Genomic DNA, 12,631 nt, shown 5'->3' with positions numbered 1-12,631 from the left:
GGTGAATATGTTGCAGCAATGGCCCGGGGAAAGATGCGACGGCGGATGATATCGAGAAAGATTTTTATTGATTGATCAGTCAATCAAAAATAATATGGACAAAAGTAACATACTCAAAAGTAACATATCGCGCCGTTTTCAGGGAGTTGCGGGTTTGCCGAAGGTCGGAATGGAGCCGGTGCGCCGCAAGGCGCTTGTCGACGCGGCGCTGCGGGTGATCGGCGATCACGGCTCCCTTGCCGTTACTATGTCCGATATCGCCCGCCAGGCCGGCGTGTCGCCTGCCCTTGCGCACCATTATTTCGGCAGCAAGGAGCAACTGCTGATCGAGACGATCCGCTCGCTTCTCAGGCAGCTGCGCCGCGATACAGTGGCGGCGCTGAAGCAGGCCAAGACCCCGCGAGAACGGCTTTCAGCCGTCATCCGCGTCAGCTTCCATGCCGACCAGTTTGCGCCGGAGACGATTGCCGCCTGGCTTGCCTTTTATGCCGAAGCGCAGCGCTCCGAGGAGACGCGGCGCTTCCTGGTGATCTACGCCAGGCGGCTGCGTTCTAACCTGCTGGCCGATCTCAAAGCGCTGCTGCCGAGCGACGCCGCAGAACGCATCGCCGAGGGCGCTGCGGCGATGATCGACGGGCTTTATATCAGGCAAAGTCTGAAATCGGCGCCGATCGGCATGGAAGCCTCGATCGCGCTGACGGAAGATTATGTCAATGCCCTGTTAGCCGCCACCTCCCCTTCCGCCCAGGGGAGAAGAAACGACCACATCGAGCACCCCAAGGACAAATGACATGAAAGCCCAGCCGAAAGCCTCGCACTTCATCGACGGCGAATATGTCGAGGATACCGACGGCACCGTCATCGAGAGCCTCTATCCGGCCACCGGCGAGGTGATCGCCCGGCTGCATGCGGCAACGCCTGATATCGTCGAGAAAGCGATTGCAGCCGCCAAGCGCGCCCAGCCGGAATGGGCAGCGATGAGCCCGATGGCGCGTGGCCGCATCCTCAAGCGCGCCGCCGAGATCATGCGCGAGCGCAATCGCGCGCTTTCCGAACTGGAGACGCTCGATACCGGCAAGCCGATCCAGGAGACTGTTGTCGCCGACCCGACCTCGGGTGCCGATGCCTTCGAGTTTTTCGGCGGCGTCGCACCGGCCGGCCTCAACGGCGCCCATATCCCGCTCGGCCAGGATTTTGCCTATACCAAGCGCGTGGCGCTCGGCGTCTGCGTCGGCATCGGCGCCTGGAACTATCCGCAGCAGATCGCCTGCTGGAAGGGCGCGCCGGCGCTGATCGCAGGCAATGCCATGGTGTTCAAGCCCTCGGAAAACACGCCGCTCGGGGCCTTGAAGATCGCCGAGATCCTGCACGAGGCGGGATTGCCGAAGGGGCTCTTCAACGTGATCCAGGGCGACCGCGACACCGGCCCTCTGCTCGTCAACCATCCCGATGTCGCCAAGGTGTCGCTGACCGGCTCGGTGCCCACCGGCCGCAGGGTCGCGGCGGCGGCGGCCGGCAGCCTCAAGCATGTGACGATGGAGCTCGGCGGCAAGTCGCCGCTCATCGTCTTCGACGACGCCGATCTCGATTCGGCCGTCGGCGGGGCGATGCTCGGCAATTTCTATTCCACCGGCCAGGTCTGCTCGAACGGCACGCGCGTCTTCGTGCAGAAGACCGTCAAGGCCGAATTCCTGAAGCGGCTGAAGGCGCGCACCGAGGCGATGCTGATCGGTGATCCGCTTGATGAGGCGACGCAGATCGGCCCGATGGTCTCCTGGGCGCAGCGCGAGAAGGTGATCGCCTATATCGAGAAGGGCAAGGCCGAGGGTGCGACACTCGTTGCCGGCGGCGGCATTCCGAACAATGTTTCGGGTGAAGGTTACTACGTGCAGCCGACCGTCTTTGCCGACGTCACCGACGACATGACCATCGCGCGGGAAGAGATCTTCGGGCCTGTCATGTCGGTGCTCGATTTCGACGATGAGGACGAGGTGATCGGCCGCGCCAATGCCAGCGAATTCGGCCTCTCCGGCGGCGTCTTCACCGCCGACCTCACCCGCGCCCACCGCGTCGTCGACCGGCTGGAAGCCGGCACGCTCTGGATTAACACCTATAATCTCTGCCCGGTGGAAATCCCCTTCGGTGGCTCAAAACAATCGGGCTTCGGCCGGGAGAATTCGCTGGCCGCGCTCGAGCATTATTCCGAGTTGAAGACGGTTTACGTCGGCATGGGGCCGGTGGCGGCGCCTTATTGAAGACATCCGTGCCTGCGTCCGCCCCTCACCCTAACCCTCTCCCCGCACGCGGGGAGAGGGGACGTGCCATACGAGCGGCGTAGGGGGACGGAGAGGTCGCGGCATATCCCTTCTCCCCGTCAGAACGGGGAGAAGGTGGCGGCAGCCGGATGAGGGGCAGGCCCGGCGAACAAGCAGCCGGACGAAGGGCAAATCGAGAAAGACAAGACCATGCAAGCAGATTTCGTGATCATCGGTTCGGGCTCGGCCGGCTCGGCGCTCGCCTATCGCCTCTCGGAGGACGGCAAGAACAGCGTCATCGTTATCGAGGCGGGCGGCAGCGATTTTGGGCCGTTCATCCAGATGCCGGCAGCGCTTGCCTGGCCGATGAGCATGAAGCGCTATAATTGGGGCTATCTTTCCGAGCCGGAGCCGAACCTCAACAACCGGCGCATCACCGCGCCGCGGGGAAAGGTGATCGGCGGCTCCTCCTCGATCAACGGCATGGTCTATGTGCGCGGCCATGCCGAGGACTTCAACCGTTGGGAAGAGCTCGGCGCCAGCGGCTGGGCCTATGCCGACGTCCTCCCCTATTTCAAGCGGATGGAACATTCGCATGGCGGCGAAGAGGGCTGGCGCGGCACCGACGGGCCGCTGCATGTGCAGCGCGGCGGCTTTACCAATCCGCTGTTCACCGCCTTCGTCGAGGCGGGCAAACAGGCCGGCTTCGAGACGACGGAGGATTATAACGGCAGCAAGCAGGAAGGCTTCGGCCTGATGGAGCAGACCATCTTTGCCGGCCGCCGCTGGTCTGCCGCCAACGCCTATCTGAAGCCAGCGCTGAAGCGCGACAATGTCGGGATTATTTATGGTCTGGCGCGCCGGATCGTCATCGAGAACGGCCGTGCCACAGGCGTCGAGATCGAACGCGGCGGCAGGACAGAGGTGGTGAAGGCGAACCGCGAGGTGATCGTCTCGGCCTCCTCCTTCAATTCGCCGAAGCTTCTGATGCTGTCCGGCATCGGTCCGGGGGCACATCTCCAAGAGATGGGCATCAAGGTGAAGGCCGATCGGCCGGGCGTCGGCGCCAATCTGCAGGATCATATGGAATTCTATTTCCAGCAGGTCAGCACCAAGCCGGTATCGCTGTATTCCTGGCTGCCTTGGTTCTGGCAGGGGGTGGCGGGCGCGCAATGGCTCTTGTCGAAGGGCGGGCTCGGCGCCTCCAACCAGTTCGAGGCCTGCGCCTTCCTGCGCTCGGCGCCCGGGCTAAAGCAGCCCGACATCCAGTATCATTTCCTGCCGGTAGCCATCAGCTATGACGGCAAGGCGGCGGCGAAAAGCCACGGCTTCCAGGTGCATGTCGGCTACAACTTGTCGAAATCGCGCGGCAGCGTGACGCTGCGCTCGCCCGACCCGAAAGCCGATCCGGTGCTACGCTTCAACTATATGAGCCATGCGGAAGACTGGGAGAAGTTCCGCCACTGCGTGCGCCTGACCCGCGAGATCTTCGGGCAGAGTGCCTTCGACGCCTATCGTGGCCCGGAGATCCAGCCGGGCGAAGGCGTTCAGAGCGACGAAGCGATCGACGCCTTCCTGCGCGAACATCTGGAAAGCGCCTACCATCCCTGCGGCACCTGCAAGATGGGCGCCAAGGATGATCCGATGGCGGTGGTCGATCCGCAGACGCGGGTGATCGGCGTCGATGGCCTGCGTGTGGCCGACAGCTCGATCTTTCCGCACGTCACCTACGGCAACCTGAACGCGCCATCGATCATGACCGGCGAAAAGGCCGCCGACCATATCCTCGCCAAACAGCCGCTGGCGCGCTCGAACCAGGAGCCCTGGGTCAACCCGCGCTGGGCCGTGAGCGATCGGTAGTCAGTGGTAGTCTTCTTCGCGTTGGTGACGGACGGCGAGGACAATGACACTCGTTTCGTCGATCACTTTGAAAAGAATGACATATCCGGCTGAACCGAATGGTACGACGAGCTCGCGCAGCAAAGGATCGTCCGGAGATGCGCGTCGGGCGATCAGCGGGAAATCCTCAAGTATCATCAGAGCTTTTTGGATGGCATGGAGGGCACGTGCCGCCAAATCCGGATCATATTCGATGAGAAAATCGGCAAGCCGGTCCAGATCTTCATAGAAGGTCTGCGTGTACTTGAGCTCGAAGGTCATTTCTGCTGTGTTGCCTTACGCGCTTTCGCCTTTTCGAGCTTTCTACGCATCAATGCCTGAATATCGTCCGTTGTGTAAAACACACCGGTTCGCTGCGCTTCCGCCAAGCCAGCCAGTCCCCGGGCGATGAACTCCGCTTGGGTCCTTCTGTAGTCGATCTGGCGGCGAAGAGAGTCCTCTATCAGCGACGACAAGCTCTCGCCTTCTTTCAGAACGCTTTCGGCGGCAGCGCGCAATTCAGGATCCACGCGAAGGGATGGGAGCGATGCCGTTTTCATGACTTCCTCATGCGTTGCAATTGCAATGCAATATGACGGATTAGTGTGTTCTTTTCAACTCCCCTCCACTGACGCAGTCGTACGCGGCTCGGCTGAGAAAGTTTAGAGCGATCCCATCACAGAAATCCGATCCAGCGCCCTGCCACAAGTGCGGCGATCCATATCGCCGCCGACAGGGCCGCCGAAACTCTAACGGCAGGGCTTAGGATACCGACCGTGGTTGCCGTTCGCCAACCCTGCCCAACGTGCACCACCAACACGTTGAGTAGACCGACGGCAATCAGCCCGAGCTTGGTGAGGAAAGCCGGATTTCCAGCATATTCGACCGCCCGCACGCTGAAGAGGCAGAAGCCGGTCGCAATCGCCAGAACGAGGCCGACTCCGGCCGAACGGGAAAGAAACGGCGCGACGACCGCAACAGGCACCTTGCGGAAGCAGCCGGCAAGCCTGAGATCGAGCGGCAGAATGGCGCCGACGAGGAGGCCGATCGACAGAATGTGAGCGGCGTTGACGACCATGTAGAGCGTCGCGGAGCGCCGCAGCGCCACGGCCGGCGCCGTAGCCGACAGCCATTCGAGAACATCCATGACGACGGGTCAGTTCGTCCGGATGCGGTCGGGATAGATATCGTAGCGCTTCTCGCCGATGGTGATGCGCACGGCCTTCATCCGCTTTTCCTTCGGATCCTGCGATCGGTTGCCAAGGGCAATTACCTGGTCGCCGGGCTTGGCGACCCCTTCGACGAAGCCGGAGCGTTCGGTCTGGCGCGGATTACCAAGTTCGACGCGCCAGATGCCGTCATCTGCAGTGGCGACATCGAGGGTTGGATGCGGCCCGCCCATCGAAATTTTCTCGATGGAGCCGCGAAGCTCGATCTGGTCCGCCTCGGCCCACGACCAGCCGTGATGGGCGGCAGCGCTCGTTGCAAGGGCAGCCGACAGACCGACGGCAGCCAGCACGTGCTTTGTCGAAAGTGCAAACATGGATATTCTCCCTACCCGAATGAACAGGCAGGTGGAGCGTCGCGACCGCGAGGAAAGGCATTTCACCAAATCTTGAAGAAAGACATCCCGCCGGGTTTCTTAAGCTGCGATGCTCAGGCGAGCAGGCGGGTGACTTCGGCGCCGTGCCTAGGGCCGACGGCATCGGCGATGGTCGTCGAGAACAGCACCTTGCGGGTGGCGTCGGCCACCTTGGCGAAGACGTGGCGGATTTCGCAGTTCTGTTCGCCGTCGCAATCGTCGCACCTGCGGTAGGCGGTGATCGACAGGCAGGGCAGCGGCGCGATCGGGCCATCGATGATGCGCAGGATCTCGCCGAAAGTAATGGTATGGGCAGGCTTGAGAAGGAGATAACCGCCCTGCTTGCCCCGGCGACTGACGACGATACCGTGATGTTTCAGGTCGAGCAGGATCTGTTCGAGGAACTTCTTCGGGATCTTCTGCTGCGCAGCAATATCGGAAATCATCACCGGTTCGTCGGCATCGGCATCCGCCAGAACCGTGAGCGCCCGGAGCGCGTATTTCGCCTTTTGCGTAATCATCTCAGACCATCGACACACACACGCGGCGCGAATGCCGGCGCCGCTACGGAAGTACTTTCGCCTCTATGGCACAACCAGCATGAACGGAATTTGAACGCGCCGGAGAAAGCCTTGAGGAACAAGCATTTTGGCGTTGTTTTCTGCCCTCGGCCAACCTCCTGTAATCTACGCCTAAACCAGGCACTGCGCACCCTTTCCGGCATCACTTCAGATTTCGGATTGACAGGCTGCGTGTAACCCTACTAATTTTATAGACATTCAAGCTGCCGACGCGGAATTTTACCGCGAAGCGGCTGCTTTTCTGCATCGCGGCAGCTTCGGAGAGATATTTGCTCCAGTGGCCGCAGCTTTCGAAATCCGTTTTTCTGTCCGATCCAGGCTTGAACTGCGATACTCCGGTCAACTAAGGACAGGATTCTCATGACTGTTATCAATCCGAATGCAGAAGCCGAGGCGCTGAACGACAAGCTGGCGGGTCTCGACCTGGCCGGACGTCTGTCGCTGGTGGCAGGCCTTGGCGGCCGCGTGGTGTTCACCACCTCGCTCGGCATCGAGGACCAGGTGATCACCGCCGAGATCGGCACGCATCGCCTCCCGATCGAGATCGCGACGCTCGAGACCGGCCGGTTGTTTGCCGAGACGCTGGCGCTGATTGAAGAGACCGAAGCCCAGTACGACATCCAGATCCAGCGCTTCGCACCCGAAAAGGCCGATATCGACGCCTATGCGGCGCAATACGGTCTCAACGGCTTCTACGAGAGCGTCGAAGCAAGGCATGCCTGTTGCGGGGTGCGCAAGCTGAAGCCGCTTGCGCGGGCGCTAACCGGCGCCACGATATGGATCACCGGCCTGCGCCGCGGCCAATCGGCCAACCGCGCCGAAACGCCCTTCGCCGAATATGACGCCGAGCGGCACCTGTTGAAGGTCAATCCGCTCGCCGATTGGGATCTCGAGGCGATCAAGGCCTTTGTTTCGGCCAACGGCGTGCCGGTCAATCCGCTGCATGCGCGCGGCTATCCCTCGATCGGCTGCGAGCCGTGCACCCGGGCGATCAAGCCGGGCGAGCCGGAACGCGCCGGCCGCTGGTGGTGGGAGCAGGACGAGAAGCGCGAATGCGGCCTGCATGTCGCCGAAGAGGCCTCAGCAATCGCCCCACAATAATCACCTTCACGGCTTACCGGATCAGGGCGCGGCGATCGCCGCAGCTTTGGGGAAGCTAGCATCCCCTGGGAAGCCAACACCCGAGAAATTGCCTTGCGGGCAGCCGTAAGGATCGACAGTCTGGAGTAAGACATGCCCGATAGCCGTCCGGATACGGAACTCAGCAATCCCCAGAGCGCCAAGGCGCCGCTCGACCCGCATCTGAAGGCGCTGGAAAACGAATCCATCCACATTTTCCGTGAAGTCGCGGCCGAATTCGAGCGTCCCGTCATGCTCTATTCGATCGGCAAGGATTCCTCGGTGCTGCTGCACCTGGCGCGCAAGGCCTTCTATCCCGGCCGCGTGCCCTTCCCGCTGCTGCACGTGAACACCGGCTGGAAGTTCCGCGAGATGATCGCCTTTCGCGACGAGACCGCGAAGAAGTACGATCTCGATCTGATCGAGCATATCAATCCGCGCGGCGCGGCTGAGAACATCACGCCCTTCACCCATGGCTCGGCGGCCTTCACCGACATCATGAAGACCGAAAGCCTGCGCCAAGCGCTCGATGCCGGCCAGTTCGACGCCGCTTTCGGCGGCGCCCGGCGCGACGAGGAGGCAAGCCGCGCCAAGGAACGCATCTATTCGTTCCGCACGCCGGATCACCGCTGGGATCCGCGCAACCAGCGGCCGGAGCTCTGGAACATCTATAATGGCATGATCCGCAAGGGCGAAAGCGTGCGCGCCTTCCCGCTGTCGAACTGGACCGAGGTGGATATCTGGCGCTACATCCAGGCCGAGGACATTCCGCTCGTGCCGCTCTACTACGCCCGCAAGCGCAAGTTCGTGGAACGCGACGGCATGATCATCCTCGCCGAAGATCCGCGTCTCGAACTGCTGCCCGGCGAAGTGCGCCAGGAAGGCATGATCCGCTTCCGCACCCTCGGCGATTTCCCGCTGACCGGCGCCATCCGCTCAGAGGCGAGCACGCTCCAAGAGGTGATCGCCGAACTCGAAATTGCAACGGTGTCCGAACGCCAGGGCCGCGCCATCGACCGCGACCAGTCCGGCTCCATGGAAAAGAAGAAGCGTGAAGGATATTTCTGAGATGACCGCAGTCCAAACCGCCGTCTCGGCCGCAACCGCCGTCAGCCTGCCCGCCGCCGAGCCGCAGAAGGCTCAGCGCGACTCGCGCCCGTTGCGCCTGATCACCTGCGGCAGCGTCGATGACGGCAAGTCGACGCTGATCGGCCGCCTGCTCTGGGACACCAAGGCGGTCAAGGAAGATCAGGCCGCCACGCTGCAGCGCGATTCCACCGGCAAGCAGAACGATCTCGGCCTGCCCGACTTCGCACTGCTGCTCGACGGCCTGCAGGCCGAGCGCGAACAGGGCATCACCATCGATGTCGCCTATCGCTATTTCTCGACCGACAAGCGCTCCTTCATCGTCGCCGACACGCCCGGTCACGAGCAATATACCCGCAACATGGCGACCGGCGCCTCGACGGCCGATCTCGCCATCCTGCTGGTCGATGCGCGTCTCGGCATTCTCGAGCAGACACGCCGCCACGCGACGATCGCCTCGCTGCTGGGGATCAAGCAGTTCGTGCTCGCCGTCAACAAGATCGACCTGACGGGCTACGACCGCGCCGGCTTCGACAAGATCAGCCACGAATTCCGCGAGTTCGCGCTGTCGCTCGGTGTCAAGCAGATCACCGCCATTCCGATGTCGGCGCTGAAGGGCGAAAACGTCGTCTATTCCGGCCAGGGCGCCATGCCCTGGTATACCGGGCCCACGCTGGTGGAGACGCTGGAGCTTGCAACCGTCCGCTCGTCGCAGACGGTCGGCTTCCGTCTGTCGGTGCAGCGCGTGTCGCGTCCGGGCGAAAGCTTCCGCGGCTATCAGGGCACGGTCGCTGGCGGCTCGGTCAAGCCGGGCGACAGTGTCATGATCCTGCCATCGGGCATGGTCGCCAATGTCTCCAAGATCGTCACCTTCGATCTCGTGCGCAACGCCGCGGTTGCCGGCGACGCGATCACGCTGGTGCTCGACCGGCAGGTCGACGTGGCGCGCGGCGACATGATCGTCTCGATCGACGCCCAGCCGCAGGTCGGCCTGGCCTTCGACGCGCAGATCGTCGCGCTGCAGCCCGAGGGCATCGAGCCCGGCAAGCGCTACTGGCTGAAGAGCGGCAGCCGCCGTCAGCGCGTCCAGGTGCAGCCGCTCAGCCAGCTCGAACTGAAGACCGGCATCTGGAACCCCGCCCAGCGGCTCTACATGAATGCGATCGGCAAGGTGCGCCTCGTCTTCGACGAAGCGGCAATCTTCGACCCCTATGAGCAGAACCGGCAGTCCGGCTCCTTCATCCTGATCGATCCGGAGACCAACAACACGGTCGCCGGCGGCATGGTGACGGGCAAACGCGCCGAGCTCGGCGGGCTGCACAATGGCGACGCCCGCGTCATCCTCTCGCTGCCGGCCGATCTGGCCGAACAGATCATGGCAAGCGAACTCTTCGCCAGCCGCAGCCACGAGGCCGAGGTGCGCCGGATGACGGCGGCCGAAGCGGCCGATCTCTGGTCGAGCGCGGCAAGCGATATCTGATTAGCAAGGAAGGGACCAGCTAGCCTGGCCCTTTTACCGGCGCCAAATCCGCCCGCTCCGGGCCGGCGGACTGGCTGCCGAACGGCGGCGCGCGAAATTCAGTGACGAAACCGGCGAGACCTGGACGGTGCGATAAAAGCTCCCTGTCCGCCTATTATGGCCGGACGGAAACTCCTCGAAACCGTTCGGCCTTTTGCGGTAGAACACGCGGCACCACCCGGCTATAAAGGTCATGCTGCGTTGGCCTTTATAGCGGTAACCGATGCCCAACTCTCCCGAATCCTCAGGTGAAAGCGTTAGCAGCTCGAGCTCGGGTCGAAATCAGACATTCGATTCAGCAGCGCCGGCGGCGGCCTCGGATTCGCCAGGAAGCAGCCAAGTCGACGACCCGCAACCGCCCCACGGGTCCTTCGGCCAAACTCGCCGGGCCGTAAGCAACCTCTTCCGTGCGCTGCATCACGATTTGCAGGCAAGTTCTGCCTTGGCGAAGAGCAGGACGGCCGCTTCGGGTTTGAGGCGGAAGCTAAGGAGGTCGACGCGGCGGGTAGCCACATCGACTCCAACCAGGTGGATAACCACTGCTCTAGTCCGCGGAATTGCCGATCGGCGTACAAATGCGGGTGAAACTAGCCAGCGCCGGTCACTTCTGGCAGGCTGGCGAAAATTCGCTATGGGGTTGGCCCTGCTTGTCTGCCTCTTCGCAGGAAGCGTGCTGGTATGGGCACTGAAAGACGTGCCCTGGAGCGAAATCCGCGATGGAACGTTGAAGCCGGTCGTCGTGCTGGAAACCGCCGACGGTGCGCCGCTGGTGAGGCAGGGACCTTATCAAGGGCCATATGCCCGATACGACCAGTTTCCACCCCAGCTGATCGATGCCGTGCTTTCGATCGAGGATCGCCGGTTCATGGATCATTTCGGCGTCGACCCCAGGGGCATCGCGAGGGCGCTTCTGCGGAACTTGGAGGCTGGCTCCGTGGTGGAGGGTGGCAGCACGATCACCCAGCAACTCATTAAGCTGCAATACCTCGACAGCGACCGAACCATAAAACGCAAGATACAGGAAGTGGTGATCGCGTTCTGGCTGGAGTGGAAGCTCGGCAAGGCGGAAATCCTGACGCGTTATCTCAATAGCGTCTATCTTGGCGCCGGCGCGACCGGCATGCCTGCCGCCGCGCGCATCTATTTCAACAAGGACATCGGCGCCCTCAACCTGCCGGAGTCGGCGATGCTGGCAGGATTGCTGCGCGCGCCGAGCCAATGGAATCCGATCGACAATTTCGAAGGCGCCCGGCAGCGCACTATGGTCGTTCTCAACGCGATGGCGGCCAATGGCAAGATCACCGCGCCACAGGCGGCGGAGGCCAAGACGAGCTTTGCCAAGCTGCACCCGACGACGCCGACGCCGCGCTCCGGAAGCTGGTTTGCCGACTGGATTTCGCCGCAGGCAAGCGAAATCGCCGGCTCCTCGCCGGGTTCGACCGCCGTGCGCACCACGCTGGTGCCGCAGTTGCAGCAGATCGCCGAACGGGTCGTAAAAAGAGCCCTGGACAGTGAGGGAAAGGCGGTCGGAGCGTCGCAGGCGGCCTTGGTTGCGATGACGCCGGACGGCGCCGTCGTTGCGATGGTCGGCGGGCGCGACTACAAGGCAAGCCAGTTCAACCGCGCCGTGACGGCGATGCGCCAGCCGGGCTCCACCTTCAAGCTATTCGTCTACTACGCAGCGTTGAAGGCGGGGCTCACTCTGTCTGACCAGGTTCTGGACGCGCCAATCGACATCAATGGTTGGTCACCGGAAAATTCCGGTGGCAGCTATCGCGGCTGGGTAACGCTTGCCGAGGCGTTCGCGCGATCGCTCAATGCCGCGTCGGTGGCGCTTGCCGAAGAGGTCGGCCTGGACAATGTGATTGCCGCAGCGCGCGAACTCGGCATCGATGCGCCGCTGGCCGATACGCCGTCTTTGGCGCTCGGCACGTCGGAAGTGAATCTGCTTGACCTCACCAGCGCCTATGCGTCCGTCCAACTCGGCAGGGCACCTGTCAAGCCCTGGGGCATCATCGACTTCCAGGCGGCCGGGCAGCCCAAGGCCTTTCGAGTTGGCGCACAATCAAGGCCGGATGTCGATCTTTCGCCCTACCAGTCCGATCTCCTCGGGCTCCTGCAGCTGGTGGTCGAACGCGGCACGGGACGTGGAGCCGACCCCGGCACATTTGCGGCCGGCAAGACCGGCACCAGCCAGGACAATCGTGATGCCTGGTTCGTTGGCTTCACGGAATCGCTCGTCGTCGGTGTTTGGGTTGGCAATGATGACGACACGCCGATGAAGGGGGTGACGGGCGGCGACCTGCCAGCGCATATCTGGCGAGATTTCATGCGGGCGGCGACGACGGAACCGACACTGAACGGAGTGCGATCGAGCGAAGCGGCGAGCGATGGCCAAGGCGCACCGCAGTCCTGCAACATCACCGCCTGCTCGCGCAGCTACCGCTCCTTCCGGCCGTCGGATTGTACCTATCAGCCATTTTCCGGCGGCCGGCGGCTTTGCGAAAAGTGATGCGGTTCGGCAGATCGAGCCGGCGATCCATTCTTCACGCCTGGCGTTCCCCGATCGGCCGCTCGGGATCTGCTGACGCTCCTTCCATCTATCCATAAA

The 12,631-nt window shown here is 62.6% G+C and carries 12 protein-coding genes; 7 read left to right on the top strand and 5 right to left on the bottom strand.

Annotation, left to right across the window (positions count from 1 at the left end):
- The first annotated feature begins 154 nt into the window (after window positions 1–154).
- The 3 genes from betI to betA all read left to right on the top strand — a co-directional run bounded on the left by betI (window position 155) and on the right by betA (window position 4,115).
- Window positions 155–790, top strand: a complete 636-nt coding sequence (betI, locus tag GA0061105_RS23660) for a transcriptional regulator BetI (protein WP_245294303.1) — start codon at window positions 155–157, stop codon at window positions 788–790.
- A 1-nt stretch (window position 791) separates the two neighbouring features.
- On the top strand, window positions 792–2,255 hold the full coding sequence (gene betB, locus GA0061105_RS23655) for a betaine-aldehyde dehydrogenase (RefSeq protein WP_092753258.1): 1,464 nt from the start codon (window positions 792–794) through the stop codon (window positions 2,253–2,255).
- Between the two features lie 210 nt (window positions 2,256–2,465).
- Complete coding sequence (gene betA / locus GA0061105_RS23650) at window positions 2,466–4,115, top strand: choline dehydrogenase (RefSeq protein ID WP_092753256.1); 1,650 nt, start codon at window positions 2,466–2,468, stop codon at window positions 4,113–4,115.
- Here betA and GA0061105_RS23645 read toward each other — a convergent pair whose 3' ends face one another.
- From GA0061105_RS23645 to GA0061105_RS23625, 5 genes are all read right to left on the bottom strand, one after another.
- A complete protein-coding gene (locus GA0061105_RS23645; protein ID WP_092753254.1) occupies window positions 4,116–4,415 on the bottom strand; it encodes a type II toxin-antitoxin system RelE/ParE family toxin in 300 nt (99 codons plus the stop codon).
- Complete coding sequence (locus GA0061105_RS23640; protein ID WP_092753252.1) at window positions 4,412–4,693, bottom strand: YlcI/YnfO family protein; 282 nt, start codon at window positions 4,691–4,693, stop codon at window positions 4,412–4,414. Before GA0061105_RS23640 ends, GA0061105_RS23645 begins: the two co-directional genes overlap by 4 nt.
- Before the next feature lie 116 nt (window positions 4,694–4,809).
- Window positions 4,810–5,280 (bottom strand): DUF6644 family protein, encoded by a 471-nt coding sequence (locus GA0061105_RS23635; RefSeq protein WP_092753250.1) that lies wholly within the window; start codon window positions 5,278–5,280, stop codon window positions 4,810–4,812.
- 9 nt (window positions 5,281–5,289) lie between these two features.
- The gene (locus GA0061105_RS23630; protein WP_092753248.1) at window positions 5,290–5,676 is read right to left on the bottom strand and encodes a DUF6152 family protein; all 387 of its coding nucleotides are present in this window, start codon (window positions 5,674–5,676) and stop codon (window positions 5,290–5,292) included.
- A 113-nt stretch (window positions 5,677–5,789) separates the two neighbouring features.
- A complete protein-coding gene (locus GA0061105_RS23625; protein WP_092753246.1) occupies window positions 5,790–6,236 on the bottom strand; it encodes an RrF2 family transcriptional regulator in 447 nt (148 codons plus the stop codon).
- Between the two features lie 420 nt (window positions 6,237–6,656).
- Here GA0061105_RS23625 and GA0061105_RS23620 point away from each other — a divergent pair, with 420 nt between their 5' ends.
- The 4 genes from GA0061105_RS23620 to GA0061105_RS23605 all read left to right on the top strand — a co-directional run bounded on the left by GA0061105_RS23620 (window position 6,657) and on the right by GA0061105_RS23605 (window position 12,532).
- On the top strand, window positions 6,657–7,397 hold the full coding sequence (locus GA0061105_RS23620) for a phosphoadenylyl-sulfate reductase (RefSeq protein ID WP_092753244.1): 741 nt from the start codon (window positions 6,657–6,659) through the stop codon (window positions 7,395–7,397).
- Window positions 7,398–7,529: 132 nt separating this feature from the next.
- The gene (gene cysD / locus GA0061105_RS23615; RefSeq protein ID WP_092753242.1) at window positions 7,530–8,483 is read left to right on the top strand and encodes a sulfate adenylyltransferase subunit CysD; all 954 of its coding nucleotides are present in this window, start codon (window positions 7,530–7,532) and stop codon (window positions 8,481–8,483) included.
- A gap of 1 nt (window position 8,484) precedes the next feature.
- Window positions 8,485–9,981, top strand: a complete 1,497-nt coding sequence (cysN, locus tag GA0061105_RS23610; protein ID WP_064692171.1) for a sulfate adenylyltransferase subunit CysN — start codon at window positions 8,485–8,487, stop codon at window positions 9,979–9,981.
- A gap of 670 nt (window positions 9,982–10,651) precedes the next feature.
- A complete protein-coding gene (locus GA0061105_RS23605; RefSeq protein ID WP_245304409.1) occupies window positions 10,652–12,532 on the top strand; it encodes a PBP1A family penicillin-binding protein in 1,881 nt (626 codons plus the stop codon).
- The last annotated feature ends 99 nt before the right edge of the window (window positions 12,533–12,631 follow it).

This window comes from Rhizobium aethiopicum (genome assembly GCF_900094625.1).
Classification (GTDB): domain Bacteria; phylum Pseudomonadota; class Alphaproteobacteria; order Rhizobiales; family Rhizobiaceae; genus Rhizobium; species Rhizobium aethiopicum.
The sequence above is the reverse complement of the archived record's forward strand: the minus strand, read 5'-3'. Positions and strand labels throughout refer to the sequence as shown.